Annotated in this window: 24 protein-coding genes and 3 pseudogenes; 6 read left to right on the top strand and 21 right to left on the bottom strand. The window is 57.1% G+C overall.

Annotated elements, in window-relative coordinates:
- Positions 1-178 precede the first annotated feature (178 nt).
- The 3 genes from ACZO3G_RS11010 to ACZO3G_RS11000 all read right to left on the bottom strand — a co-directional run bounded on the left by ACZO3G_RS11010 (position 179) and on the right by ACZO3G_RS11000 (position 2,160).
- Complete coding sequence (locus ACZO3G_RS11010) at positions 179-835, bottom strand: sugar transferase (protein WP_276872501.1); 657 nt, start codon at positions 833-835, stop codon at positions 179-181.
- 139 nt (positions 836-974) lie between these two features.
- Complete coding sequence (locus ACZO3G_RS11005) at positions 975-1,826, bottom strand: hypothetical protein (RefSeq protein WP_276872500.1); 852 nt, start codon at positions 1,824-1,826, stop codon at positions 975-977.
- The gene (locus ACZO3G_RS11000) at positions 1,819-2,160 is read right to left on the bottom strand and encodes a hypothetical protein (RefSeq protein ID WP_276872499.1); all 342 of its coding nucleotides are present in this window, start codon (positions 2,158-2,160) and stop codon (positions 1,819-1,821) included. The genes ACZO3G_RS11005 and ACZO3G_RS11000 overlap by 8 nt, the downstream gene beginning before the upstream one ends.
- Before the next feature lie 173 nt (positions 2,161-2,333).
- On the opposite strand from ACZO3G_RS11000, the gene ACZO3G_RS10995 reads away from it, so the two are divergent.
- Positions 2,334-3,737 (top strand): MATE family efflux transporter, encoded by a 1,404-nt coding sequence (locus ACZO3G_RS10995; RefSeq protein WP_276872498.1) that lies wholly within the window; start codon positions 2,334-2,336, stop codon positions 3,735-3,737.
- Positions 3,738-3,788: 51 nt separating this feature from the next.
- On the opposite strand, the gene spoIVA is transcribed toward ACZO3G_RS10995, so the two are convergent.
- Positions 3,789-5,267, bottom strand: coding sequence for a stage IV sporulation protein A (gene spoIVA / locus ACZO3G_RS10990; RefSeq protein WP_101549101.1), 1,479 nt, complete (start codon positions 5,265-5,267; stop codon positions 3,789-3,791).
- An 18-nt stretch (positions 5,268-5,285) separates the two neighbouring features.
- The gene (locus ACZO3G_RS10985; RefSeq protein WP_276872497.1) at positions 5,286-6,818 is read right to left on the bottom strand and encodes a DUF3794 and LysM peptidoglycan-binding domain-containing protein; all 1,533 of its coding nucleotides are present in this window, start codon (positions 6,816-6,818) and stop codon (positions 5,286-5,288) included.
- 252 nt (positions 6,819-7,070) lie between these two features.
- On the opposite strand from ACZO3G_RS10985, the gene ACZO3G_RS10980 reads away from it, so the two are divergent.
- Entirely contained in the window at positions 7,071-7,751 is a 681-nt protein-coding gene (locus ACZO3G_RS10980) for a hypothetical protein (RefSeq protein WP_276872496.1), read from the top strand.
- Positions 7,752-7,963: 212 nt separating this feature from the next.
- Here the strand turns inward: ACZO3G_RS10980 and spoVM are convergent, their stop codons facing one another.
- From spoVM to ACZO3G_RS10935, 9 genes and pseudogenes are all read right to left on the bottom strand, one after another.
- Positions 7,964-8,050 carry a stage V sporulation protein SpoVM gene (spoVM, locus tag ACZO3G_RS10975; protein ID WP_101549091.1) on the bottom strand — a complete coding sequence of 29 codons (87 nt, stop codon included), beginning with the start codon at positions 8,048-8,050 and terminating at the stop codon, positions 7,964-7,966.
- Positions 8,051-8,073: 23 nt separating this feature from the next.
- Complete coding sequence (locus ACZO3G_RS10970) at positions 8,074-8,232, bottom strand: hypothetical protein (RefSeq protein ID WP_172439148.1); 159 nt, start codon at positions 8,230-8,232, stop codon at positions 8,074-8,076.
- A 103-nt stretch (positions 8,233-8,335) separates the two neighbouring features.
- Positions 8,336-8,518, bottom strand: coding sequence for a hypothetical protein (locus tag ACZO3G_RS10965; RefSeq protein WP_101549089.1), 183 nt, complete (start codon positions 8,516-8,518; stop codon positions 8,336-8,338).
- Between the two features lie 2 nt (positions 8,519-8,520).
- The gene (locus ACZO3G_RS10960; protein ID WP_417007788.1) at positions 8,521-9,030 is read right to left on the bottom strand and encodes a stage V sporulation T C-terminal domain-containing protein; all 510 of its coding nucleotides are present in this window, start codon (positions 9,028-9,030) and stop codon (positions 8,521-8,523) included.
- Positions 9,031-9,564: 534 nt separating this feature from the next.
- Positions 9,565-10,677: pseudogene (locus ACZO3G_RS10955) on the bottom strand (recombinase family protein); the annotation flags it as partial.
- Positions 10,674-11,690 carry a virulence RhuM family protein gene (locus tag ACZO3G_RS10950; RefSeq protein WP_353939264.1) on the bottom strand — a complete coding sequence of 339 codons (1,017 nt, stop codon included), beginning with the start codon at positions 11,688-11,690 and terminating at the stop codon, positions 10,674-10,676. The pseudogene ACZO3G_RS10955 and the gene ACZO3G_RS10950, both read right to left, overlap by 4 nt.
- A 163-nt stretch (positions 11,691-11,853) precedes the next feature.
- Positions 11,854-12,129: a hypothetical protein gene (locus tag ACZO3G_RS10945; RefSeq protein ID WP_276872493.1), complete on the bottom strand. Its 276-nt coding sequence runs from the start codon at positions 12,127-12,129 to the stop codon at positions 11,854-11,856.
- Between the two features lie 60 nt (positions 12,130-12,189).
- Positions 12,190-13,209: a relaxase/mobilization nuclease domain-containing protein gene (locus ACZO3G_RS10940; protein WP_276872492.1), complete on the bottom strand. Its 1,020-nt coding sequence runs from the start codon at positions 13,207-13,209 to the stop codon at positions 12,190-12,192.
- Positions 13,209-13,511 carry a plasmid mobilization protein gene (locus ACZO3G_RS10935; RefSeq protein WP_276872491.1) on the bottom strand — a complete coding sequence of 101 codons (303 nt, stop codon included), beginning with the start codon at positions 13,509-13,511 and terminating at the stop codon, positions 13,209-13,211. Before ACZO3G_RS10935 ends, ACZO3G_RS10940 begins: the two co-directional genes overlap by 1 nt.
- Positions 13,512-13,774: 263 nt before the next feature.
- Between ACZO3G_RS10935 and ACZO3G_RS10930 the strand changes: the two genes are divergently transcribed.
- Entirely contained in the window at positions 13,775-14,644 is an 870-nt protein-coding gene (locus tag ACZO3G_RS10930; protein WP_277138498.1) for a DUF6076 domain-containing protein, read from the top strand.
- Positions 14,645-15,068: 424 nt separating this feature from the next.
- On the opposite strand, the gene ACZO3G_RS10925 is transcribed toward ACZO3G_RS10930, so the two are convergent.
- The 7 genes and pseudogenes from ACZO3G_RS10925 to ACZO3G_RS10895 form a co-directional block, all read right to left on the bottom strand.
- Complete coding sequence (locus tag ACZO3G_RS10925; RefSeq protein ID WP_486847183.1) at positions 15,069-18,122, bottom strand: type I restriction endonuclease subunit R; 3,054 nt, start codon at positions 18,120-18,122, stop codon at positions 15,069-15,071.
- On the bottom strand, positions 18,119-19,369 hold the full coding sequence (locus ACZO3G_RS10920; RefSeq protein ID WP_276871783.1) for a restriction endonuclease subunit S: 1,251 nt from the start codon (positions 19,367-19,369) through the stop codon (positions 18,119-18,121). The genes ACZO3G_RS10925 and ACZO3G_RS10920 overlap by 4 nt, the downstream gene beginning before the upstream one ends.
- A complete protein-coding gene (locus tag ACZO3G_RS10915; protein WP_276871781.1) occupies positions 19,366-20,157 on the bottom strand; it encodes a hypothetical protein in 792 nt (263 codons plus the stop codon). Before ACZO3G_RS10915 ends, ACZO3G_RS10920 begins: the two co-directional genes overlap by 4 nt.
- Positions 20,144-21,733 carry a type I restriction-modification system subunit M gene (locus ACZO3G_RS10910; RefSeq protein WP_276871778.1) on the bottom strand — a complete coding sequence of 530 codons (1,590 nt, stop codon included), beginning with the start codon at positions 21,731-21,733 and terminating at the stop codon, positions 20,144-20,146. Before ACZO3G_RS10910 ends, ACZO3G_RS10915 begins: the two co-directional genes overlap by 14 nt.
- A complete protein-coding gene (locus tag ACZO3G_RS10905) occupies positions 21,726-22,085 on the bottom strand; it encodes a helix-turn-helix domain-containing protein (protein ID WP_276871776.1) in 360 nt (119 codons plus the stop codon). Before ACZO3G_RS10905 ends, ACZO3G_RS10910 begins: the two co-directional genes overlap by 8 nt.
- A gap of 349 nt (positions 22,086-22,434) precedes the next feature.
- Positions 22,435-22,566, bottom strand: a pseudogene (locus ACZO3G_RS10900) (AbrB/MazE/SpoVT family DNA-binding domain-containing protein); the annotation flags it as partial.
- Between the two features lie 165 nt (positions 22,567-22,731).
- The gene (locus tag ACZO3G_RS10895) at positions 22,732-23,625 is read right to left on the bottom strand and encodes a VIT1/CCC1 transporter family protein (protein ID WP_101549069.1); all 894 of its coding nucleotides are present in this window, start codon (positions 23,623-23,625) and stop codon (positions 22,732-22,734) included.
- Positions 23,626-23,788: 163 nt separating this feature from the next.
- Between ACZO3G_RS10895 and ACZO3G_RS10890 the strand changes: the two genes are divergently transcribed.
- The 3 genes and pseudogenes from ACZO3G_RS10890 to ACZO3G_RS10880 all read left to right on the top strand — a co-directional run.
- Positions 23,789-23,992, top strand: coding sequence for a spore coat associated protein CotJA (locus tag ACZO3G_RS10890; protein ID WP_101549067.1), 204 nt, complete (start codon positions 23,789-23,791; stop codon positions 23,990-23,992).
- Entirely contained in the window at positions 23,985-24,236 is a 252-nt protein-coding gene (locus tag ACZO3G_RS10885) for a spore coat protein CotJB (RefSeq protein ID WP_101549065.1), read from the top strand. The genes ACZO3G_RS10890 and ACZO3G_RS10885 overlap by 8 nt, the downstream gene beginning before the upstream one ends.
- Before the next feature lie 6 nt (positions 24,237-24,242).
- Positions 24,243-24,836 (top strand): annotated as a pseudogene (locus ACZO3G_RS10880) (manganese catalase family protein); the annotation flags it as partial.
- Between the last annotated feature and the right edge of the window lie 711 nt (positions 24,837-25,547).

Genomic DNA, 25,547 nt, shown 5'->3' with positions numbered 1-25,547 from the left:
CCCTCTCCAGCCCGAGCACCGTATAGAGGGAGGGCTCGGCCGGCGGCAGCGCGTAGCCCGCCGTCTCCGCCCCCAAAAGCCCGAGCAGCCCGCAGAGCCACGCGCCCTTAAATCCGGTGTGCCCCGTCACGAGCACCCGCCTGCCCCGGTAAAAATCCAGCTTCATGCCCTTCCCTCCCTAGACCGCGCACGCGCGGCGGAGCACCGCTCCCGCCGTTTGCCGCAGGATTTTCCAGTCGAGCGCCGGGCCGCAGTGCCCGGCGTAGAACAGTTCCATCTCCATGCGCGCCTCATAGCTCAGTCCGCCGCGGTCGTTCACCTGCCAGTAGCCGGTGATCCCCGGGCGCACCCCGAGAAGGAGCGTCCCGCGCGCGCCGTACCGCTCGAGCTCTTCCGCCACAACGGGGCGCGGCCCCACGAGGCTCATCTCCCCGCGCAGCACGTTGATGAGCTGGGGCAGCTCGTCCAGGCTCGTCCGCCGCAGGAAGGCGCCCACCCGGGTGACGCGCGGGTCGTCCGCGAGCTTGAAGCGCCGCTCGAACTCCCGCCGCTGGGCGGGCGTGAACCGCTCCGCCAATTCCCGCGCGTTCCGCGCCATCGTGCGGAACTTCCACACGCGCAGCGGCTTTCCGCCCATCCCGACCCGCTCGTGCAGGAAAAACGCGGGGCCGGGGGAATCCAGGCGCACGGCGGCGGCGATCAGCAGGAAGAGGGGCGCGAGCAGCAGGAGTCCCGCGGCGGAGACCGCCAGGTCGACAAACCGTTTCCCGGCGAGATAGGCCGTGCGCTCCCACCGCGCGGGGAGCGCAAGCGCATCGTAAAACGCCCCGTCCATCCCCGGCGCCCTCCTTTCCGAGCCTGTTTTCGACAAAAATCGTCATATAGTACCACTATGATAATATGGGTCCGCCCGATCTGTCAAGGAGAGAACGCAAAAACCCCGCCGGGAGGAGACCTCCTCCCGACGGGGTTTCTCAGCCTTTTTCCAGCGCGGCGATCACCGCGTTCAGGTCTCTCCGGCAGGAGGCGGTCAGCGTCCCGCCGTCCCCCCTGCTCAGGTTGACGGCCGCGCCCGGCGGCACAAGCCTCTGCGCCTCCCCCGTGGCCTCCGCCGTCTCGAGCCGGTAGGGCTCGTATCCGGTCGCGGCCTTTCCGATCTCGATCTGCGGGGCCTCGATCGCGACGGACGCGCCGGCGGCCACCGCCAGCTTCACCGCGAATTTGAGGTCCATGATCTCCTCCCCGGCGGTGCACTTCACCTCGGTGCCGGTCACGTGGTAATAGCCCGCGCTGTTGTTGGAGATCAGCACCAGCCCGTTCGTGTCCGAGAGGCTCCGGCAGGAGAGGACGAAGGGGGTCCCCGCCGGGATGCGGCAGGGCACGCGCGGCGAGCCCGCGTCCCCGCTCTCCGGCTTGACGGCGCGCAGCGTGTCCCCCTCCACCGTGAAGATATTGCCCGCGAAGGCCTTTAGATCGAGCAGGTTTTTGCCGCGCATCTCGATTTGCGCGCCCGCCGGGACGCCCGTCACCGTCACGGCGCCGCCCGGGCGCAGCTTTTGCAGCGTGAGCAGCGTCCCCGTCTTCTCCTCCGTCAGCGCTTCCGCGAACCGCTCCTCCGCCTGCCGGAGCGCCTCTTCGGCGGCCTCCTCCCGAATTTGCGCGATCTCCTCCGGCGTGAAGTAATCGACGCCGCGCACGGGCGTGTACCCGTCCGCGCCGTCCCGCCCCGGCTCGCCCTGCGGGCCGCGCGGACCGCGCGGTCCGGCCGCCGAAGCGCAGCCCGTCAGCGGCGCGGGCGCCTCCAGAATCCCGGTCAGCTCAGGCATCGGCGATCGCCTCCAATACGGTGAAATCGCCGGCGGGCACGATCGTGAAGACGTTGCCCTCCCGGTCGGTCAGGCGCACGTCGTAACGGTAGTTCCCGAACGGGAGCGCCCTCGTGTCCTCCGGCGCGAAGGAAAATACGGCCGCCCCCTCGGGAAAGTCCGTTTCGGCCTTTTGCAGCAGCGGCTCCCGCTGCCGCGCGTCCGCCTTTACGGCCAGGCGGACGCATTCCCCCGTCGAAAAGGGGCGCGCCTCGCCGCCGGGGCCCTTGCAGCGCACCGTGAGGGTTCCGCTGTCGCCGCGCACGATGCTGATGTGGTAGTTTTGCAGTTTCACTACCCATCCCTCCTTTCACCCGTACCGCAGAAAAGGGGGAAAGTTGCAAAATCCCGCACGCCTTCCCGGCGCGCGGTCCTTCATGCGGCGGAAACGGATTGTAATCGCCCCTTCTCTGTGATATAATGTGCCTCACGCGGCACCCGTCAAAATCATGCAAAGGAGGCGTATCGGTGGTGGTTCAGCAGAAGGCCGTTTCCACAAACGGCATCACGGAAGGCGTGATCTGGAAGCAGCTGCTCATCTTCTTTTTTCCCATCCTCTTCGGCACCCTTTTTCAGCAGCTCTACAACACCGCCGACGCGATCATCGTGGGGCGGTTTGTCGGCAAGGAGGCGCTCGCCGCCGTGGGCGGGAGCGCCAGCGTGCTCATCAACCTGCTGGTGAACCTCTTTGTGGGGCTTTCGTCGGGCGCGACCGTCGTGGTCGCGCAGGCCTACGGCGCGCAGGATTACGAGGAGGTCGGCCGCACGGTGCACACCTCGGTGATGCTCGCGCTCACGGCGGGCGCGGCCATGACGCTGGTGGGGCTTCTGTGCGCGCCCGCCGCGCTGCGGGCGATGGACACCCCCGCGGAGACCATGGCCGACTCGATCGTCTACCTGCGGGTTTACCTGCTCGGCATCGTCGCCTCCTTCCTCTATAACATCGGCTCCGCCGTGCTGCGCGCGGTCGGGGACACCCGGCGGCCCCTCTATTTCCTGATCGCCGCCTGCCTGCTCAACATCCTGCTCGACCTGGCGCTCGTGCTGGGGCTGGGTCTCGGCGTGTTCGGCGTGGCGCTGGCCACCCTCCTTTCGCAGATCTTCAGCGCGCTGCTGGTCCTGGTCACCCTCCTGCGGTCCGACTGGCCGCTGCGCCTTAACCGGAAGGAGCTGCGCTTCACCGCCTCGTCCCTGAAGGGCATCCTCCGCGTCGGCATTCCCGCCGGCCTGCAGGCGGACATGTACGCGATCTCCAACGTCATCCTCCAGTCCTGCATCAATGCGTTCGGCACCGTCACGATCGCCGCCTGGACCGCCTACGGCAAGATCGACGGCTTCTTCTGGATGATCCTCTCCGCCTTCGACGTGTCGATCACCACCTTCGTGGGACAGAACTTCGGGGCGCAGAAATATTCCCGCATCCGCAGGAGCGTGCGGGTCTGCCTCGTGATGGCGTTTGCCACCGCCATCCTCTCGAGCGTGCTGCTCTGCCTCTTCAGCCGCCAGCTCTTCGCGATCTTCACCGCCGACCGGGCGGTGGCGGAGGCGGGGCGCCACATGATGCTCTTTTTGACGCCCTTCTACTTCACCTACGTCTGCGTGGACATTCTGTCGGGCGCCATCCGCGGCACCGGCGACTCGGTCCTCCCGATGATCATGACCTGCGGCGGCGTGTGCGTGCTGCGGGTGCTGTGGGTCTTCTTCGCGCTGCCGCTACACCGCACGATCGACATGGTTATCGTCAGCTACCCGATCACCTGGACGCTGACCTCCCTGCTCTTCATCGCCTACTACCTCCAGGGAGGCTGGCTGCGCCGCCGCATCGCGAGGGCCGGCTTCCCGCCCGAGGAGCGTGGCAAAAAAACCGAATAAAACGCAAAACCGCCCGCCCGCGAAGATTTTTCGCGGGCGGGCTCGTTTTTTCTACAGGATGATGCAGATGAGGCCGGTGCAGCCCTCGTTGATGATCCGTTCGACCGTCTCCTGCAGCTTGATGCGGGCGTCGGACGGCATCCGGTAGAGCTTGTTGTGCAGGCCCTGGTTGACCAGCTCGTGCAGGCTCGTGCCGAAGATATTCGATTCCCAGATCTTCTGGGGGCTCTCCTCGAACTCATGCAGCAGGTAGTGCACCAGCTCCTCCGACTGCTTCTCCGAACCGACGATCGGGCTGACCTCGGTGGTGATGTTCGCCGCCATCATGTGGATGGAGGGGGCGCTTGCCCGGAGGCGGACGCCGTAGCGGCCGCCCTGCTTGACGATCTCCGGCTCCTCGAGGGAGAGCTCCTCCAGCGAAGGCATCACGATGCCGTAGCCGGTGGCCGCCACCTCGTCGAGCGCGCATTTGACCTTGTCATATTCCTTCTTGACGGCGGCCAGGTCGATCATGCAGGGCATGAGCGCGCTCTCGTCGGGGATGTCGAGGCCGGTCGCCTCGCCGAGGATGCGGTAGAAGAGGTCGCTCTGGAGGTCCACGCTGACCTCGGCGCTGCCGCTGCCCAGGTCGATCGAATCGACCAGCACCCGGCTGACGTATTCGCAGCCTGAAAGGGTCATGATCTTCCCCTTGAGCGCGCCGATGTGCTCCACCCCGTCGGCGGCCTCGCGGATGGCGCCGTACAGCTCGGCGCGCAGCCAGTGGTCGGGAGCGAGGGAGGTGACCCAGCCGGGCAGGGTGATCGCGGCCTCCCGCACCGGGAACTGGAAGAGCACGTCGGAGAGGATGACGCGGATGTCCTCCTCGGCGAGGTTCAGGCAGTTGACCGCCACGACGGGCACCGCGTAGCGCTCCTCCAGCTCGGCCCGCAGCGCCTGGGAGGCGGGGGAAGCCGGGTCGGTGCAGTTGAGCAGCACGACGAAGGGCTTGTTGATCTGCCGCAGCTCGGTGATCACGCGGACCTCCGCCTCCTCGTACTCGCTGCGGGGGATCTCGCTGATGCTGCCGTCGGTGGTGACGACGAGCCCGATCGTGCTGTGCTCGTTGATGACCTTCTGGGTGCCGATCTCGGCGGCGAGGTTGAAGGGGATCTCCTTCTCGAACCAGGGGGTCACGACCATGCGGGGCTGTTCGTTTTCGATGTAGCCGAGCGAGCTGGGGACGATGTAGCCCACGCAGTCGATCATCCGCACGTTGAAGGCGGCGTTGTCCGCGAGGGTGACCTTGACGGCCTCCTCGGGGATGAATTTGGGCTCGGTGGTCATGATCGTGCGCCCCGCGGCGGACTGGGGCAGCTCGTCGGTGGCGCGCTCCCGCGCGAACTCGCTGCCGATGTTCGGGATGACGAGCGTCTCCATGAACCGTTTGATGAAGGTGGATTTTCCGGTTCGCACCGGCCCCACCACGCCTATGTATATGTCACCGCCGCACCGTTTGGCGATGTCCTGGTAGATCTTCTGTGCCTCCATTGTTTCCTCCCCTTTCCGTTATTTCATCGGGATGAGCAGCAGCTGGCGCCCTTCCAGGACGTCCCCTTCAAGCTGGTTGCCCGCCTGAATGGCCGCGACCGACGTGTTGTAGCGTTTGGCGATCTCCCACACTGGCTCCCGTTCACTGGCATAATAGAGGTAGAGGACATTGTCCCGCCGGGTTTTCGCGCGCGTCTCGTCGACCGTGACGTCGCACACCACCGTCCTGCGGTAGAGGCTGCACACTTCCCCCCAGATGCGCACCGGGCAGCGCACCTCCAGCTTCTCATGCCCGCTCATCGTGAAGGCCGCCGTCCCCGCCGAGGTGTTCGGGGAGAACACGAGCGTCTCATAGGAGCCGCGCAGGGCGATGCGGTGGCTGTATTCGCGCGCCTGGTCGTAATAGGCGATCTCCCCGTTTGCCTCGCAGACGAACATGCACACCGTCATCTTTCCCGTCACGACGGCGCAGTCCTCCTCGATCTGGACGGTGGGCGCGCCCGCCGTGCACCACACGTCGACGATGCTGCCCGCGTCGGGCGGCAGGTCGAGCGTCTCCTTGTACATGCAGGTCTCGTCGACCGTGTCGACCAGGCGCAGCAGCGGCACCTGCCGGACGGTGGGCTTGCACTCGTAGCTGGTGGAATAGCAGTCGCACACCGCGTCGAGCTGCATCCGCCGGTAGGCCGACGCGCAGGCGTTGAGCGACACGTCGAGCGTGAAGGCGCGGTTCTCCCCGTCGGCGTTGGCCTTGGGGGTCACGTCGAGGGAGCACACCTCGTACCACACGCTGCACGAACAGTCCTCGTCCACCCCGTCCAGGTCGATCACCTGGCTCAGCGGCAGCGCGTACTCCATGACCTCGAGCTTTTTGGCATCCTCCTCGCACTGGTAGACCACCTTGACGGTGATCTCCCCCTTGGTGACGAGCTTGCCGGTGATCGCCTTGTAATCGGTGACCTGGGCGGAGGCCGACGCGCGGATGACCGCGCCCACGGCCGGCTTCCCATAGCCGAGCTCGACCTCCTCGCGCACGCTCGCCTGGCGCATGACGCGCGGCAGCACGCAGGCGTTCTCCGCCGTGTCGGGGCAGAGCTGGAGTCCCGCGCCCTCGGCGGCGACGAGGACCTCCTCCTCGGTCTGGCCGGTCACCCGCACGTTCATCGTGACCGCGCCGCGCATATCGAGCCGGCGGGAGCTGACCGCGCGGCAGTTGAAATAGTCGACGCTCTGGGTGACGCACACCGAGGGGTTCTGGGGGGCGCACCGCAGCTCCACCACGCGGGTATAGGGGATTTTATATTCCGCGTGGCGGATACAGCCGTTCTCGTCGAGGTAGTAGAGGTGCGCCATCGCCATGCCGTCCACCGAGAGCTTGTCGCCGTTCACTGCGGTCAGGAGCAGGGACGGGACCACCTCACAGCGGAGGATTTTCTGGATATCGGGGCAGTAGTCGGGCAGCAGCACGTCACACTCGAGCGGCTGTTCCACGACGCCGTCGTATATGGTCTCGTTGATGCTTACCGTCTGTTTTTGCAGATTCAGCTCCATAGTATTACCCTCTCCTTCTGTTTGCTACCATCAATATATGTCCAGCCCTCCCCGAATATGCTCTCCCCGTCCGCCTTTCCGCCGCGTTGCGGCGCGGATGGGCAAATCCTGCCGAGACTTGACTATTCCGGCCAGTGTGGTACAATATCGGCATGGCAAAACCGGCGGCGGACCCTCCCGCCGCTTCGATTCGACAGATCCCGGCGCGACAACACGCCGCGTTATTTTTTTCGGAAGGAACGTGAAATGCCTATGAACCGGACTTTGAAAATTCTGGGCGCCTGCGCCCTGGCCCTGATGCTGACCCTTTCGCTCGCCGCCTGCGGCGGCAGCGCTCCAGCCGAGGCGTCCTCCTCCGAGGTCTCCTCCTCCGAGCCCGAGCCGGAGAGCTCCGAGCCCGCGTCCTCCGAACCGGCCGAGCCGTTGACCGAAGAGGAATACGGCGCGCGGATCACCGAAATCATGACGGGCGTGCAGGAGAAGGCGATCGCCTTCCAGCAGCTTGACCCGAACGAGGAAGGCTATATGGGCGAGGCCGTCGCGCTGATGGACAGCCTGAGCGACGCCTTCTCCGAGGTGGGCGCGCTGACCCCGCCCGAAATCCTCGCGCCGCTGCATGAGACGCTCGCGGCCGCCGCGCCCCGCGTGCAGGAGGCCGCCGACCTCTACGCCGAGGCCGCCGCGATCGACCCGAACGACACCGAGGCGCGCAAGGAGAAGGTGGACGAGGCCAACCAGAAATACGCCGAGGTCCTCCAGGAGATCCAGGGCACGCTGATGGTGATGTCCCAGCAGGAGGCGGGCGACGAAGCCGGAGGCGAAGCGGGCGGCGAAACCGACGGCGCCGGGACCGACGGCGGGAACGCCGCGGCGAATCCCCCGATCATCATCCACAGCGCCGACGGCACGGCCGGCGCGGTCATGATCGGCTGATAAGAAAAAATAAATTCAAAAGCGGCCGGGACGTTCGTCCCGGCTTCTTTTGAATTTGAAATCGTGGCCGATCGGTTCTGCCTATATCATACCCGTCCGCATCCCCCCGGTCAACGAAATCGCGCCAAGCTGCCGAAATCCGCCGCCAAGATGCGGCGAAGCCCGGCGGGGAATCCCGCCGGGCTTCGCTGTGTTTTGGATGGCTTACCTGGTTATGTAACGGGGTCTTTCTTGATCTTGAAGAAAAAACGCAGGATCGGGGAGAGGAATTTCGGGCTTTTGATGACGACGATCTTCATAGCGCAACCACCTTTTCTCGTTTTCACAGCAGCAGGATGCGGATTGCCAGCGCGACGAGCATGACGCCCGCCAGAATCAGCACCAGTTTGAGCGAGGTGAACACCGCCAGCACCACGCCCAGGCCGAAACCCGCGCAGCACTGCGCCCAACAGTTGCAGTCCAAAAACTGCTTCTTTTTCATCCTGCTCACCTTCCGCCTGTTGTCTTTACCCCAGTATACGCCGGGCGGAGATTTTGGTGACAAAAACGAACGCGCCGCGGCCCGGGGGCCGCGGCGCGGTTTTTCACAGGTCGTCGGCGTCCTGCACCGGCACCTCGTACTTATTCATCGGCCGCCCGGTATAGCTGCCGTTCGGGTCGGTGCGGCTGGGCGGGATGGCGATCATGTGCTCCACCAGGCGCGACACGCGCACCTTGTCCCGGCCGGAAAGCTCCTCCACGGGGCCGTCCTTGTGCTTCTTGCCCACCGTTATTCCTCCATCTGGCGGCCGAGGAAGGCCGCTCCCACCTGGATGAGCTTGATCTCGGTGTCGGTGGCGGGCGCGGGGCTGTCGCCCGCGATGAACATCAGGCTGCCGCACACGTCGCCCGCGGCGATGATCGGCGCCTCGACCAGCGCGTAGCGGTCGACGCCCTCCACCGGCTGCATCTTTTTGCCGTCGGCGGTCACCGCGAAGCTGCGGCGCTGCTCCATGACCTCCTCGAGCGCGGGGGACACGCGGCGCTCGAGCAGCTCCTTTTTGGGGATGCCCGCCACGCTAATGACGTGGTCGCGGTCGCAGACGACGACCGGATAGCCGCCGATCTTGCTGAGCACCTCCGCGTACTGGGTGGCAAAGGCGGAAAGCTCGCCGATGGGGGAATACTTCTTAAAGATCACTTCGCCGTCGTTGTCGGTATATATTTCAAGGGGGTCGCCGCTGCTGATAACACTGACACGGAACACCTTGTCCGGCCGGTTCTGGCTGGACTGGGCGATTTGTGAGATATGTCCCGTGCCCTGCTTAAAATTTGCGGCTGTTTCCTCCGGGAAGGTCCCGCATTTCAGAAGTTGGTCGACGTCGGCCTTAAGCTGGATCTCAATGTGGTCCTCATAGACCGTGATCTTTTCGATGATCAGCTCCAAATCCACCTTGTCCAGCTTGTCCTTGGCTAAAATTTCATCGAAGATGTCCAACGCCGTGCGGGCGATGCGGTTGACCTGGATGATCGTGTTGCGCTTGTCGGCGGTCAGCTCGATCTGATTCTGCAGGCCGCTGATCTTGGCCTCCAGCTCGGCCTCCAGCTCGTCGTAGGTCTGCTCCAGCAGCTCCTCCTTCTCCGGGTGCTTCATCACGTCCCGCACCCGCTGGCGCTTGGTGGCCTTCAGCTCCTCCCAGGCGTCGTCCAGCTGCTGCTGGAGGATGACGGCGGTCTCCTCGTTGTTCTTGACCTCGGCGCTCTCGGCCTTGAGGGAGGCGTTGAGCTTGTCCAGCATATCCGCCGAGTTCTCCTTCACCTGCCGGACGTAGCGCTTGAGCAGGTCGTCCAGCAAATCCACCCGTGTGTGGTGGCTGGTGCAGCCCTTGAGGCCCCGCTTGTGGTAGCTGGAGCAGGTATAGGCGGGCCGCAGATCCCGGCGGCTCATGGAGAACATGGGCTGGCCGCAGTCGCCGCAAAAGAGAAAGCCGGAGTATACGTTGTCGTGGATCTTGATGCCCCGGTAGCAGGAGGTGCTGCGCTTCTTCCGCGCCTCCTGGGCCAGGGCGAAGGTCCGGTAATCCAGGATGGGCTCGTGGTGGTTTTCAAAGACGATGTGGTCGCTCTCGTCCTTCTTCCGATCCGAGCCGTTGATCTTCTTCCGGGTGTACTTGCCCTGGCGCAGGGTGCCAATGTAGAAGTCGTTTTCCAGGATGCCCTGTACAGTGACGATGCTCCACTCGGGCCGGGCCTTGCGCTTTGAGTCCTCCCCCTGGGCCTCCTTGCGGGCTTTCTCCGCCATGCGGGGGGTGGGGATGTGCAGGTCGGTGAGGTGGTTTGCAATCTTCTTGTAGCCCCAGCCCTCGTTATAGAGGCGGTAAATATCCCGCACCACGGCGGCGGCGGGCTCGTCGATCTCAAACTGCATGGTTTTGCTGTTGGTGATGACGTAGCCATAGGGCACCGCGCAGATCCATTTCCCGTCGTTCTGGCGGCGCTGGATGACCGACTTCACCTTCTTGCTGGCGTCGGTCACCGGCATCTCGTTGATGAGAAAGCGGAACTGGATGGCCGTCCAGTCGTCGTAGGTGGGGTAGTCGATGGAGTCCCCGATGGAGATGATGCGCACCCCCGCGTCCCGCAGGTCCTCCAGCTCCACCAGCCCCCGGCTATTGCGGCGGGCAAATCGGGAGAAGTCCTTGACCACCAGGATGTCATACTTGTGGCCCATGAGCTGGGGGCGCATCTTCTGGTAGCTCTCCCGCTGCTCGAAGGTGTACCCGGAGCGGTCCCGGTCCTCGAAGAAGGTCAGGCCGCTGCCGGGAAATTTTTTCGCCACAAAGTCCTGGATAATGGCCTTTTGGTTCTCAATGGAAGTGTTCTCCCGGTCCATCTCCTCGTCCACCGAGATGCGGCAGTAGCCCGCGATATCAAAGGTTTCCGTCACGTCAAGTCACCGCCCTTCAGATACTTGGCGGTCTCCCGGTCAAACTCCGAGATGTACGCGGCGTCCTGCTTTTTGCGAAACTCTTGATAAATGCCGCTGACCTTCTTTACCGCGTCGTCGTGGGAGATATGCCCCTTGTCCTCCAACACCTTCCGGCGGTTGTTGGTCAAAAAGCGGTCGGTCTCCGCCAGCCAGTCCGCCATACTCATGAGCTGCTGATCCTCCGCCATCAGCTCGGCGTAGTCGATGAACATGGTGACCAGACGGTTCAGGCGGGAGAGCTCCTTTTCGTTGAGATAGTTCTTCGCCACCAGCGTGTCACTCTTGAGGATCTTTCCGTCCGGCGCGCCCTTCCAGGTGGTCAGGCCCATGGTGGGGCTGTCCAGCGTGGCTCGGTCAGAGATCAGCTCCGCCGCTGTCATGCCCGTGACGGCAAAGTGCAGCTTGTTTTGCACAAAGGCGTAGAACGCCTTCGTGGTCTCGCTGTTCTTGTCGTAGTCATAGCTGCACTGCTCGAACACGTCGGCAATTTTTTGATAGGCCCGCCGCTCGCTGGCGCGGATCTCCCGGATGCGCTCCAGGAGCTCGTCAAAGTAGTCCTTGCCGAAGGGGCGGCCGTTTTTCATCAACTCGTCGTTGAGGACAAAGCCCTTTTGGATGTACTCTTTCAGCGTCCTGGTGGCCCACTGGCGGAACCGGGTGGCCTTTTTGGAGTTCACCCGGTAGCCCACGGCGATGATGGCGTCCAGGTTGTAGCACTGGGTCAAATAGTTTTTGCCGTCGGCGGCAGTTACCGAGAATTTCTCGGCAACTGAATTCTTGTCAAGCTCGTCCTCCGCGAAGATATTTTTCAGATGCAGGGAGATGTTGTCCGCCGTGCAGTCGAACAGTTCTGCCATGGCCTTCTGCGTCAGCCAAAAATTTTCATCCTTGAAAATGACGCTGACAAATTCCTTTTCGCCGCCGTTGTCATACAGCAGGATTTCTCCGCTGTCCATCTTTTGAACCGCCATGCTCATTCCTCCCGGCGCAAACAATCTACCAATTTCGTTTAATAATCTGCGTTTGTTTCAGATAATATTGTACCATGCGTACCGGCCAAAAGCAAGAGAAAAGACGGACGCGCCGTCTATGCCGCTTCTATGTAACGGATGCGCCGCAGCGCATCCGGGGGTTTTACATACCCATGGTTATTCCCATCGCCGGTTCCGGTCCCGGTGACTCCCGCTCCAAGTCCCGGCGGGCGGCTACGGTACGGTTGTGCAGCAGCAGTTCCTCTGTGAGGTCCAGCAAATCGCGTCTGCCGGAGCGGAATACCACCGGGCGGTACTGCCTCTCGCGCCAAGCCTCGTAGAGCGGCTTCAGGGATTCCATCAGTGCTGTGTCGTTCTGCTCGGCAGCGGTGAGCCAGAGCTCCACAATTTTCTTCTCCTCATCCACGGACATCTTCAATAGGCGTCGCCTCCTCCGTTTGTTAAGAGTGTTCCCATGTTTTGGCTCTCATATGCTGGGTTACATCTGCGGACCCAATTCCTGCTCCTGCTCGCTCTGGAGCTTGTGCCCCTGGGCCAGCTTTTTCAGAGCCTCCCGCCGCCGCTGCTTGCTGTCCGTCCAGGTTCGCGGCGCGGGCAACGGCTGCACTTCGCCAATGCGCTCCAGATTCCTGCCGAGGGAAACCACATCCCCTGCCAGCTCTTTGGCCCGCTCCAGCTCGCCCAGCCAGCTCTCGGGCGGCTCTGGCGTGAGGGGAGCAAAGCCTGTGGCCTGCCGGTGAGCGAACAGTTTCTCCAGATTTTCTTTCAGATAGGTTTCGTCGTGAAGCTTGTTGTCCCGGCACTTCATTCCATTGGGGCAGGTGTAGGTGATGTATTTCCGGGTATCGCTCCACTGCACCTGATAGCCCTCATACTCCATATTTTGAATGAAGCTCTCCCGGTCGGGGGAGTACAGCAGAGCCTCCTCAATGGCCCTGATGAGTGCAAACTTCCAGCTATCGCCCCGCTGGGCAGCGCGAAACTCGCCGGCCTGTGCACGCTTTTTCTTCTGCCCTTTGTGATAGGATTCCAGCACCGGCTGCCCATGAGTCATGCAGATTTCATCGTTGACCTTACGGTGCCGCACCAGATCATCGTGATTCTGGTGCAGCTTTTTTCCACTCTCATAGCTCACGGAATTCACAAGGATGTGATTGTGGAGGTTATCGGTATTACAGTGTGTGGACACCAAAACCTCAAAGCCGGGGAACTGACGGGACGCAAGCTCCAGTCCAATTTGATGAACCTCCTCTGGCGTGATGTCCGCGTCTTCGGGGAAGGACTGGACGAACTGAAAAAACTGCTGCCCGTCTGTCTTGCGGAACTGCTGCTTGGTTGTCAGCATTTCGAGGTAGGCGGTGTAGACGCTGCAGTTGATGCCGCCGACAAGGCTGCGGCCCTGGTGTGCAGTCTTTCTGGCGTCGACGCAATAGAGCATCGTGCCGAGCAGCGCGCTCTTGGTCTGTTTCTTGTTTTTGATGGGGGTAAAGGTCGCCACTATACCGCCTCCGTCAGTTTGAGGAGATCGCCGTGGAGGTCGGCCAGCCTCTCCGTAAATGGATCAAAGCCGACACATTGCACCCTGCCCATATTGCACAGGGTGGCGATCTGGTTGAGGTTTCGGCCGATGGCTTTGAGCTCCTGTACGGCCTTTGGCATTTCGTCGATGACGACAATCCGGTGATTCAGCGCCGCGTCGATCATAAATTCCGAGGTCGTGCGGTGCGTTTTTTGGGCCCTACTGATGATCGACGCCTTTTCCTGGGGCGTCATTCGGATGTTGAACCGCTCACTTTTCATCTGTCCGCGCTCCTTTCGCTTCCCTGGGGTGTGGGGCAGCGCCCTGCTTCCTGCGTCCGGCGTACAGCCGGACGCTATGCTTGCCCCTCCCGGCGGGAGGGTTTTCTCCGTGCATCCCGGTCACGTCCTCTCTATCAAGAATCCGGAATTGTGATTTACAATTCCTTGTGCTATGATTATCGTACAGACAAGGCGGCAAGGACACAGAGAAGCGCAAATAATGGATTTATTAAGAGTTCAATTATTTGCAGAGAGGAAAAAAGATGGCGCAGTATCCTTTCGTCAAGATCTTTTTTGGCAGCGACCGTCTGGTGCATTTTATGACCTACACCGATGAACGCCGCTACGGGCAGTATGCGGAAAAGCACATTGGGCAGGGCCTGATCGACTTCATCGAATTGGACCTGACCGCTTTTGCCGCGCTGCTGGCAAAAGCGAAGGCCATCCCCTTGGGAATGGAGAACTACCAGACGATTCGCAACCTTATATTCGATGTGGCGGAAACCTTGCAGGGGACACACCGCTATGTGTTTTTCTTTTTGATCGGGCTGCTCAACAATATTTTGAAAACGCCAATCCACATAGGCGCGGATATCGAGGCGGAACAGCTCAGGCAGCTTTCTATCTGCCTGGAGGAGCTGGAGTGCGTCATGGAGCTGCAGGAGGTCTTCCGTGAGGGCGTGTTGCTCTGTCTGGATAAAGAGAACCGCTCGGACAAAATGATGTCCGAGCGGCTGTGTGATTTTGTAATGCGCCATCCCGAGTTTTGTGAGGCGGTGGTCAAAATGCGGTATGAACTGCTGCCGAGCAGGAAGGAAAAAGTGGATGTGGATACCCTCAGGGATATTCACGACTGGGGCCTGACCAGTCGTGAGGACCTATTGGAGATCATGCACCAAGACGGCGAGGGCGTCAGCCTGATGCCGTATTACCTCATTGAGTTTCTGGATGGGATGCTTTTCTTCGAGTTTACCGAGATGCTGAAAAACGGGCAGTACGTCAAGCGGTGTAAGCTCTGCGGGCGGTACTTCGTCCTGAGTGATAGCGTCGAAGGGAGTTCTGCGACAGGCCCTATCTGGGCAGCAGGACCTGTAAAAAGGTCGGACCAAAAATATTCTTTGATAAAGACGTAGGGGGTGACGATTACCTGCGGCAATACCTCACGAAATACAACAAGGTCTATTCCCGCCGGTACCGGGCGGACGGAAAATACGCCACGGAGCTTCATGGAAAGGACATGGCCCGGGAGCAGTTTGAGGCATGGCGGTGGTCGGCAAGTCAGGCTCGCAGAGAGTATGTGGAGAAAAAGATTTCGGGTGAGGAGTTGCTGGCGAGGGTACGGGTGGATTAAATCACAGAAGGACAGCGAAAGCGCACTGGATAGCTGCGCTTTCGCTGTCCTTTCCATACGGGGGGATATTCTTTGCTGCCACGGGTCCACAGTTGGCTAACAGCGGGTGTTTTGCCTCTATTCGGCATTATGCTCTGTCGCTTAAGAAAATCGCACACAGGGTCTCCCTTGGCCATTGTGTTTGGGTATTAAAGCAAAGTATCCCATCACACAAGCCCAAAATACTTCTCGAAAAAGGCCATTAATTTTTCGATAATGCCTTGTTTCTTTTCCGCTCTACCACCGCCTCCAAAACGAGAAACAGGAGGCATTATGCGATCAACATCTGTTCCTGTCGTTTTTAATATACCATCTCGGAATGAATTATCCAAAAATTTTCTTGTTTCTTCTGGCTTCAGTCGTTCTTTTGTAATTAGAGCAGACAAATCCGTTTCTTTTTGCTCCAAAACAAATTCACGCCAGTCAGAATCCACATCGGTTGCCGCGTTGACTGTACGAATAAAATTCTCTATCAACTCCTTTTTACTACGAAGCTGGATGGTGGAATCAACTGCTTTTTGAATGTCCACCAGAATGCTCTTATCCTCGCAATTAGATTCATGGTATCTGGCTACCAGCATCAGGATATAGTCAATGTTGATTTCTACCTGCCGGATCAGCTCCATTTCGAACACAATATCGTCATGGATGCTTTCCTTGTCCCCATCATTTTTTGGCTTCCACTGCTGGTATAGGTCAATATAGACACTCTGGTAGTCCTGAAAGTCTCGGCTGGATATTAGCTCATTCCCTGTAAAGTCATCAAAAGCCGTGAGAATATTCTTCAACCGCAAGATTGCCCCGAACAGGGAAATAAAATCCTTCTGGCTTTCTTCCCCAACAATAGCCTGACCCAATGGGAAGTCGTGCATCATTTGAGCGATCAATTCCGCATATCCCTGATGGTGTTGTCCATTCTCATCGTATCCGTTGTAGTATGAATTATAGTCTTTCAGCAGCACAACACTTCCGGCATTTCTATCCCCAAACAATGCGATAGCTTCGTCTGTTTCTTTTTGCAGATTACGAAAGCAGACGATATTTCCGTAAGTCTTTACCGAGTTCAGGATACGATTGGTGCGGGAAAATGCTTGAATCAGCCCATGCATTCTTAGATTCTTGTCTACCCATAAAGTATTGAGCGTGGTCGCATCAAAGCCGGTCAGAAACATATTGACTACAATCAACAAATCAATTTCCCGATTCTTCATGCGCAGCGACAAGTCTTTGTAGTAATTCTGAAACTTGTCTGCCGAAGTATCAAAATTGACATGGAAAGCCGCATTGCAATCCAGAATGGCAGCGTCCAAAAAATCGCGGGAAGTTTTATCCAGACTGTCCGTGTCAAAGCCTTCTTCTGGGAGGCCAGAATCTGGTTCTTCCTCGTTGGCGCTAAAACTAAAAATCGTCGCCACGGTCATCTTGCGGTTCCGCTCGGCCAACTGTTTTTTGAACTCTGCGTAATATTTCATCGCCATTGGAATGGAACTAACCGCAAAAATAGAGTTAAACCCGGCGATGCGCTGACCTTCCAGAGCATAGAAACTATTGCGTTTGGTCTTCTGGTCAAAGTGGTCAAGGATATACTCGACGTTATTGCGTACACGCACCGGGTCGTTCAACGCTTCCTCGGTGTCGATGGCCCGTACCTGTTTATCCCCGGAGTTATCCTTTTGCTTGATGGTGCCTACATAGTCGATACGGAACGGCAACACATTTCCATCGTTGATCGCGTCTACGATGGTATAAGTGTGCAGCGGCAATACCTTATTGCCGTTTTTATCCGGCTCCCCACCAAACGCCTGCGGGGTGGTTTTCAGCGTGGGCTTGCCGCCGCTGGCAGCATTGGCCGCAAAAATCGGCGTCCCGGTGAAACCGAACAGATGGTAGTTCTGAAATGCTGTGGTAATCGCGGTGTGCATATCTCCAAACTGGCTGCGGTGGCATTCATCGAAGATGATAACGCAATGCTGCTTAAACACCGGGTGCCCGGCATTTCTCTGGATAAAAATGGCCAACTTTTGAATGGTGGTAATGATAATATGGGCGTTGGGGTCTGCCAACTGCCGTTTCAAAATCGCCGTGGAAGTATTGCCGTTGGCGGCGCCTTTCTCAAAGCGGTCATACTCTTTCATAGTCTGGTAATCCAAATCCTTGCGATCTACCACGAATAGCACTTTTTTGATGCCCTTCAAGGTAGTGGCAAGCTGGGCAGTCTTAAAAGAGGTCAGCGTCTTGCCGCTCCCTGTAGTGTGCCAAATGTAGCCGCCCGCTTCTAAGGTTCCCGTCTTTTTGTAGTTGGTAGAGACTTCAATGCGGTTCAAAATGCGCTCGGTTGCCACGATCTGATAGGGCCGCATGACAAGCAGCATGTTTTCCGATGTGAAAACACAATACTTGGTCAGGATATTCAGAATGGCGTGTTTGGCAAAAAACGTCTTGGTGAAGTCAACCAAATCCGGGATAGTTCTGTTGTTTCCGTCCGCCCAAAAAGAGGTGAACTCAAAGCTGTTGCTGGTCTTTTTGCTTTTGCGTCGTCCATCGTCCTCCATTTCTTTGACATGACTGGTGCGGGTGGTATTGGAATAATACTTGGTATGAGTGCCGTTGGAGATCACAAAAATCTGCACATACTCATATAGGCCGCTGGCCGCCCAAAAACTATCCCGATGGTAGCGATTGATTTGATTAAATGCCTCTCGTATTGCTACGCCCCGGCGCTTCAGCTCCACATGGACAAGGGGCAGGCCATTCACAAGGATTGTCACATCATAACGGGTATCGTGCGCTCCCTCGGATTCCTCATACTGGTTGATGACCTGCAAGCGGTTGTTGTGGATGTTTTTCTTGTCTATGAGGTTGATATTTTTCGTGGTGCCGTTGTCCCGATGCAAAATTTGTACATGGTCGGTCTGGATTTTTCGCGTTTTCTCCAAAATCCCCTCGTTGTTATTGGAGATACATCCTGAGAAAAACTGTTCCCACTCACTTTCTGAAAAGACGTAGTCATTGAGTAGCTCTAATTGGTGGCGCAGATTGGCAATCAGCGCCGCTTCGTTGTGAATAGTCAGATATTCATATCCCTGCATAGTAAGCAAACGGATGAACTCTTTTTCCAGCGCAGCCTCGCTCTGGTATGCGTCAGAATGGGTTGCCCCCGAAGTATACTCCGCAACCACCGTACTCTCATTGGTGGCAGCAACGATATTATAGGTACTCATGCGGTGGTCACCTCCTTGAAAGTCAAAAGTTTATCGCGGTAGTACTCGTACTGCTTACGCCGCGCTTCGATTTCAGCGGGTAGCCCGCTGGTGATGTCATTGCAAAGCGCGTCAAAGCGGTCAAGTATTGTGGCAATACGTTCCTGTTTAAGAAGCGAGGGAATGGGGATTGGATAGCTTTTTATAATACTAGCATTCAAGTCAGAACGTGCACCCTGCCCAAGGGATTTTAGCTTTTCGTATTGATTGCTAACCCAGTGAAAGACATAACGGTAATTTGCCTTTCGTCGGTTTATCTCAAGGCAACAGCAATGCTGGTTCGTAGTCAAAGGAATTTTGTTGATTGCAGATCGGCCGGCGGTGGCACCTGAAATGGCGATAATTACGCAATTTGCGGGTATCCACTTTGCTGCCGAATTTTTCAAAGCCTCTGGCGTAATACGCATTTCTGTATCATAAATATCTATGAAGCGTACTTCTTGTGTGCGAAGCCACGGAATATCACCACCATAATACTCTGTCTTATTTGCAAGTGGAGTGCCGCCGGAATATGTTTTGGCCGCAATGCCCTCAAGCGTCATCCATTCAACTTCGTCTTCGCCAAAGGTTAAGAGTTCACCACGATAGTGTTCGTATTGTTTTCTCCGCGCTGTAAGCTCCGCTGTAAGCTCCGCTGTAAGCTCCGCTGTAAGCTCCGCGAAATTATCCAGGATTCGGACAATTTCGCCCTGCACCGGCAGAGGAGGAAGGGGGATAACAATTTTTCCCATCAGCTTTTTAGATACATTGTACCTGGTTACGCCGCTTGCTGTTTTGCCAATCTGATAGCGGAGGTCAGTGGAACGGAAAAGATGTTTTGCAAAGTCGGGTAGCATGATTCCGCCATCATCAAAGCGAAATACGAAACAAAAACTATTCAGATACAGATTCTCATCAGTCCGCACCGTAACAACAGATGAAATACCGCATTCATCAGGCGTTTCGGAAGAACCGGTGAAAATAACATCTCCGTATTGCAAGGTTCTCTGCTTTTCGCCATCGGCAATCCTAACCCTGTCCTCAACATCAATACAGAGAGCAGGATTGGAGTATACATTTTTGTAAGTTATAAATTTGGCATTGCCGTCGGTAAAATCCTCTTTCGACTTACCAGTCAACCCACCAAAGAATTTCCCAATTTCTCCAAGCGCCTTATACTCTACCCCATCCGGGCAAAGTTCCTGTATCAATTCTTCCAACTTGCTCATTCCGCTTCACCTCCATCCTTGTTCCAGCCCAGCGTGCCGATTGCATCCATGATTTCTTTGCTGCTTTTCACCTTGCTTAGTACGCCGACAACAAGCTGATGAAGGGCTTCATATTTCTGCAATCCCATTTGCTCATCGTAGTCACCATGTATTATATCGCTTAATTCGCCAAACAGCTTATAACCATCCGCAGAAAATTCCGTTGGGATAATGGAGCATTGTTTGTCGACTTCCTCAAGCAGTATTTTGAACGGTTTATGTTTCCCCTTCGGCGTTTTGAGGTCAATGCCAGCGGCTTTTGCGGTCTGCACCGTAATCTGTTCGTAGATTTTCCGCAGATATATAATGGCCCCCGCTCCGAGTTCATCGCGGTAAGCGCGCTCTGATTTGTCCAGCAGTTCAGAAAAATCTCCGTATTGATAGTGATTTAAAAGCAATTGCCCTGACAGCTTCTCGGTACGTTTTAATACACGCACATTTGGGGCCAAAGAGCAAGCTTCATTCATACTTTCAACTAAAAACCAAACTGGTATTGTGTTTTTGCAAGACGGGCATTCCAGCACGCAGTCAATGCTGACCATTCGGTCGTGAATGCCAATACAAAACAGTTCTTCACCGGAAGAAAATGTCCGAACATCGCCGCAGTTCTTACAATAGTAATTTAGCCAAACGCTTCCAACGGCTATTTTTTTCTGTTTACCCGGTTTCAGCGTTTTGTTGTCCAGAAAGCCATCTATCGGCTCAAATTTGGTTGTCACTGGCCTTGATAGAATTTCAGATAGCCGCATCGCCATCCCCCTCAATCTCTGAGATGATTTTTGCAATTTCATCCCGCAAGACCTGTTCCCGCACTACAATCTGCTCAATCTCCGCATTAAGGGTCACAATGTTAATCTCTTCCCTCTTATCTTCCTGCTCTACATAGGTGGAAACCGAAAGATTATAGTCCTGTGCTGCAATATCCGCATTCGGCACGAGTTTAGAGAAATATTCTCTATCTTCCCGAGCTGCAAAGGTTGAAACAATTTTAGCAATATTTCCATCTTCGCCGTCGGTCAATTTGTTGCTGTTCGTTACTTTGATACACTCTTTGGACGCATCAATAAACAAGGTGCTGTTATCGCTTTTGGATTTTTTCAGCACCATAATACAGGTCGCGATCGTCGTGCCGAAAAACAGATTTTCGGGCAGTTGTATGATGCAGTCAACAAAGTTATTGTCGATTAAATACTGGCGAATTTTCTTTTCTGCACCGCCACGATACATTACACCTGGGAAACAGACAATGGCCGCTGTACCGCTGGTAGCTAACCAAGAAAGGGAATGCAGCACAAACGCAAGATCGGCCTTTGACTTTGGAGCCAGCACACCGGCGGGCGAAAAACGAGGGTCATTGATTAGCAGCGGATTACTGTCGCCCGCCCACTTGATGGAGTAAGGGGGATTGGATACGATGGCCTCAAAGGGTTCCTCATCCCAATGCTGCGGGCTGAGGAGCGTATCGTCGTTGGCTATGTCAAACTTATCATAGTCAATGTCATGCAGGAACATATTGATGCGGCACAGGTTGTATGTAGTCAGATTGATTTCCTGCCCAAAGAAGCCAATTCGGACATTTTCCTTACCTAATATTTTTGCAAATTTCAATAGCAGTGAACCCGATCCGCAGGCAGGGTCATAAACCTTGTTGACCTCTGTTTTACCCACAAGAGTCAGGCGTGTCAGCAGTTCCGAAACTTCCTGCGGGGTATAATATTCGCCGCCACTTTTTCCGGCGTTAGAGGCGTACATCCCCATAAGGTATTCATAAGCATCGCCAAAGGCATCAATGGTGTTGTCTTGATAATCTCCAAGGCGCATACCGGCTACGCCGTCCATCAGTTTCACTAACTTTTCATTGCGCTTGGCAACAGTACTTCCCAGTTTGTTGCTGTTTACGTCAATATCATCAAACAGCCCCTTGAAATTATCTTCGCTGGCGCTACCCCGTGCGGATGCTTCAATCGCTTTGAATGCATCCTCCAGCGTCATATTTAGATTTTCATCTTTTGCTGCTCTATTTCGTACGTTCTGAAATAACTGACTGGGAAGAATAAAAAAGCCTTTTGTTTTGACCATATCCTCACGCGCCTGCTCCGCCTCTTCATCTGGGAGTTGTGTATAGTCAAAACCGTCATTACCAGCCTCAATTTCATCTTGGTTGATGTACTTTGTCAAATTCTCTGAAATATAGCGATAGAAAAGCATACCAAGGACATACTGTTTGAAATCCCAACCATCCACGCTGCCTCGTAGATCGTCTGCAATCCCCCAAATCGTGCGATGCAGTTCCGCCCGCTCTTGCTCTTTTTTTGTATCAGCCATTCTCATATCCTCCACCTGCTTGATTTTCTATCACATAGTTTTTTAAGTCATTTCTGATTCGGCTAATCGCTTCTGGATGTTCGGCAATTATTTTAGAAATATCCGCAGGCATATCGCCACGTTCTTTTGCTGCGATATCAAAAAACTTTTCCTTTGTTTCTTCGTCGATATGGAGTATTTTTACTGCCACAAACTGTAGAGGATAGGGAGGCGGTTTTACTCTGCCGGATACGATGTCATAAAAGTACGGCTTTTTAATGCCGAGTTTAGTATAAAACTGAAATTGGGTCATACCTGCCGTTTTGATAAGTTCTTTCAAATATGTACCAAAACGGCTCTCGCCGTTATCCAACTATTCCACCTCCTTAAAGTTTGTATGTTTACATACTAACATACTTTACATAGAAACGCAACGAAGAATACATCAACGAGCCTGATCAGTATGAACAGGCAAAAAATAAGCGGTCTCCGATTCGATGGTCGGAGACCGCTTACTTCTCGCCAATATCTAAATAAATGCTGTAATGAGACTTACTGTCTCCCTGACATCTATCTTTAGCCGCGGGGCGGATCGGTTTTTTAACTTTTTATAAATAAATCGGGCCATTTGCCTTCTAACAGGCCTTTTATGTATCTTATATCCCCGCCCGCTTCGCCAGCTCCAGCATGGCAAAGCAGTAGCTCTCCCACTGTGTCCGTGTTATCAATAATGGGTCGCCCTCCCTGATACGCATTGTTCGCCGGATTTCCTTGGGGATGACCACGCGTCCCAGGTCATCGATACGCCTTACAATTCCTGTGGCTTTCATCCGAATTGCTCCTCCTTGTTCTATCTGAAAATATGGTATGTTCGGCAAGGTTATTATTGACTGGCAAAATCGGATTTATGTGGAAGGCTTCGACGGATTCGCAGGAATCTTATGGCACGCCAAAAGTCCAAAAAATACGGGCGGCCATTCGGCCGCCCGCTGCGGGAAAAACGCGTAAACCGTTTCCGGTCAGACGTCCACGCCGAGCCACATTTTGACAAGCAGCCCGACGACGAAGGAGAGCGCCGCGACGCCCAACGAGATGCAGGCCATCTCCGCGAAGCGGCGTTTGAAGGGCAAGTCCTTGGCGACGGCGATATAGTAGTTGAAGATGACGATGATCAGCACCACGACCGCCAGCATGGTGCCGAGCGCGAACAGATAGCCCTTGGGCGGAAAGAGCAGGTAGGGCAGGATGAGCAGCGCCACGGTGACCAAGTAGGCGATGCCGGTGTAGACGCAGGATTTGAGCGCGTCCTTGCGGCCCTCGCTCTTGGCGGAGAGAAATTCGCTCGACGCCATTGAGAGGGTGGCGGAGATGCCGGTGATCAGCCCGGACAGCGCGATGATCCGCGTGTTCTGCATCGCGAGGGTGAGCCCCGCGAGGGTTCCGGTCAGTTCGACGAGCGCGTCGTTGAGCCCGAGCACCATCGACCCGACGTACTGGAGCCGTTCCTCGTCGAGCAGGTCCATCAGCGCCCGTTCATGCGCGTCCTCCTGCGCCATGACCTCGGCGCTCTCGGGCACCTCCGCGGCCAGCGCGGCGTAGTCGTGCTGCGCCACGTCCTCCCGGTTCTCCATCAGCTTGATCGTGAAGGTAAAGCCGAGCACCCCTGCAAGCAGCTTGCGCCACCACACCTTCAGGCCCTGCGGTTTTATCTCCTCGCCGGTGTATTTTTTCCAGATATTGCAGTGGACGAGCTCCTCCTCCGCCAGCCGGTTGAGCACCTGCTTGTTTTTCCCGTCCTTGAGGCGGGACGCGATCGCCTTATAGGTGGCATACTCGGTAATCTCGGTCTGCTGCATCACGCGGATCGCTTCCAGCGCTTTTTGTGAAATTTGGGTATCCCGCTCCTTTTCCATCAAAACATCCCCTTCCGTCACATTTTTATCCGGTTATCATTGTCCCCTATTTTAACACGTTTTTCTCATCCATACAAATCCAAATCACACAATCAACAGCCACTCATAGTATGAATCGAGGGGGTCAACACCCCAACCGTTTTGGTAAAGGAGAAATTCGGATATGGTACTCAAACCCGATATGGGCGCATACGCGGTCCAGGTGCAGGACCCGTGCTGGCCCGACGTGATGCCCGCCCTGTCCATGACCTATTCGCCATGGCAGCAGTGGGGCCCCGTCTATGAGGCGGAAGTGGGGCTTTCCCGCGGAACGATCTTCCCCGGACTCGACAAACCTTTTTTAGAGGGGGCGTGTCCTTGTGTGTGAACGTCAGAGGCTTTTAAAGCAGATCCAGATGCATGACTTTGCGATTACCGAAGTCGTCCTCTATTTGGACGGCCACCCCACCTGCCAGCCCGCTCTGGCATACTACGAGAAACACAAAAAACTGCGCGATGAAGCGGTTGCGCTCTATAACCAGCAGTTTGGGCCGCTGACCATGCGTGAAAACTGCAACCCGAACAGATGGACATGGGTGGACGATCCGTGGCCCTGGGAAATGGAGGCTTAGTACATCATGTGGTTATACGAAAAGAAACTGGAATACCCCGTTAAGATCAAACGTCCCAACCCCGCGCTGGCCAAATTCATCATCAGCCAGGTCGGCGGCCCCGACGGTGAAATGGGCGCCGCGACCCGCTATCTTCAGCAGCGCTATTCGATGCCCTACGCGCAGGTAAAAGGCATGCTCACCGACATCGGCACCGAAGAGCTCGCCCACATCGAGATGGTTTCCGCGATCATCTACCAGCTCACCCGCTGCATGACGCCCGAAGAGATCAAGCGCAGCGGCTTCGACACCTACTTTGTCGACCACACCGCGGGCGTCTACCCGCAGGCCGCCTCGGGCTACCCCTTCTCGACCTCCGAGCTCCAGGTCTCCGGCGACACCCTTGCCGACCTCTACGAGGACCTCGCGGCCGAGCAGAAGGCCCGCAAGACCTACGACAACATCCTGCGCCTCGCCGACGATCCCGACGTGCGCGATCCGATCAAGTTCCTGCGGGAACGCGAAGTCGTGCATTTCCAGCGGTTCGGCGACGCGCTGCGCATTACCCAGGAGAACCTCGACGCGAAGAACTTCTACGCGTTCAACCCGAGCTTCGATAAAAAATGCAACCCGCCCCAGAAGCTCTTTTCGCCTCCCTGCACGCCCGACGCCGTGGCTGCTCCCGCCTGTGGCTGCGCCCAGCAGGCGCAACCCTGCCAGCCCTGCCAGCCCTGCGCCCAGCCCCGCTCCTGCGCGCCGGTCAACAACGCCTGCGGGTGCGGATGTGCGGTTCCCGCCGCGGAGCCTGCCTGCGGATGCGCGAACGCGGTCCCGGACACCGTCTGCGGATGCGCGGCCGTCGTGACGGAAACGACCTGCGGCTGTGCCGCCGCTGCGGACCCCGCCTGCGGATGCGCCGCCGCGATGCCCGAGAAGCCGGCCTGCGGCTGTGTGGAGACCCCGCCGGTCTACAGCTCCTTTGTGCCCAATCCGATCGGCATGAACAGCTGCTGCTGCGCGCCCCAGCCCGCCCCCTACGCCAAGCGCAATAAGCGCGGCGGCTGCGGCTGCGGCTGACCCGCTTTCCCCGCGCGCCTGCTCTTTGCTTTGGCAAATTACGATATCCCCGAGGGTCCCCGTTTACCGGGGGCCCTCTTTTTGCGCCCGCTTTGGCGCAAAAGGGGAGGGGCCCGCCGGGCGGGCCCCTCCCCTTTCGGCCGGATTATTCGCCGCCCAGCGTGATGCGGATGCCGTCGTGGGCGGCGACCGCGCCGGGGAATTCCTCCCGCGCGCGGCCGATCCACTCCTGCGGGTCGGCGAGCGCGGGGCTGT

Source organism: Anaerotruncus sp. (assembly GCF_057433415.1).
The sequence above is the reverse complement of the archived record's forward strand: the minus strand, read 5'-3'. Positions and strand labels throughout refer to the sequence as shown.

Bases quoted from the DNA above. Each gene is read 5' to 3' on its own strand.
- ACZO3G_RS11010 (WP_276872501.1), bottom strand. From the start codon at position 835: ATGGACGGGGCGTTTTACGATGCGCTTGCGCTCCCCGCGCGGTGGGAG.
- ACZO3G_RS11005 (WP_276872500.1), bottom strand. From the start codon at position 1,826: ATGCCTGAGCTGACCGGGATTCTGGAGGCGCCCGCGCCGCTGACGGGC.
- spoIVA (WP_101549101.1), bottom strand. From the start codon at position 5,267: ATGGAGGCACAGAAGATCTACCAGGACATCGCCAAACGGTGCGGCGGT.
- ACZO3G_RS10985 (WP_276872497.1), bottom strand. From the start codon at position 6,818: ATGGAGCTGAATCTGCAAAAACAGACGGTAAGCATCAACGAGACCATA.
- ACZO3G_RS10980 (WP_276872496.1), top strand. From the start codon at position 7,071: ATGAACCGGACTTTGAAAATTCTGGGCGCCTGCGCCCTGGCCCTGATG.
- spoVM (WP_101549091.1), bottom strand. From the start codon at position 8,050: ATGAAGATCGTCGTCATCAAAAGCCCGAAATTCCTCTCCCCGATCCTG.
- ACZO3G_RS10970 (WP_172439148.1), bottom strand. From the start codon at position 8,232: ATGAAAAAGAAGCAGTTTTTGGACTGCAACTGTTGGGCGCAGTGCTGC.
- ACZO3G_RS10950 (WP_353939264.1), bottom strand. From the start codon at position 11,690: ATGGCGGTTCAAAAGATGGACAGCGGAGAAATCCTGCTGTATGACAAC.
- ACZO3G_RS10935 (WP_276872491.1), bottom strand. From the start codon at position 13,511: ATGAAAAGTGAGCGGTTCAACATCCGAATGACGCCCCAGGAAAAGGCG.
- ACZO3G_RS10930 (WP_277138498.1), top strand. From the start codon at position 13,775: ATGGCGCAGTATCCTTTCGTCAAGATCTTTTTTGGCAGCGACCGTCTG.
- ACZO3G_RS10925 (WP_486847183.1), bottom strand. From the start codon at position 18,122: ATGAGTACCTATAATATCGTTGCTGCCACCAATGAGAGTACGGTGGTT.
- ACZO3G_RS10920 (WP_276871783.1), bottom strand. From the start codon at position 19,369: ATGAGCAAGTTGGAAGAATTGATACAGGAACTTTGCCCGGATGGGGTA.
- ACZO3G_RS10915 (WP_276871781.1), bottom strand. From the start codon at position 20,157: ATGCGGCTATCTGAAATTCTATCAAGGCCAGTGACAACCAAATTTGAG.
- ACZO3G_RS10910 (WP_276871778.1), bottom strand. From the start codon at position 21,733: ATGGCTGATACAAAAAAAGAGCAAGAGCGGGCGGAACTGCATCGCACG.
- ACZO3G_RS10895 (WP_101549069.1), bottom strand. From the start codon at position 23,625: ATGGAAAAGGAGCGGGATACCCAAATTTCACAAAAAGCGCTGGAAGCG.
- ACZO3G_RS10890 (WP_101549067.1), top strand. From the start codon at position 23,789: ATGGTACTCAAACCCGATATGGGCGCATACGCGGTCCAGGTGCAGGAC.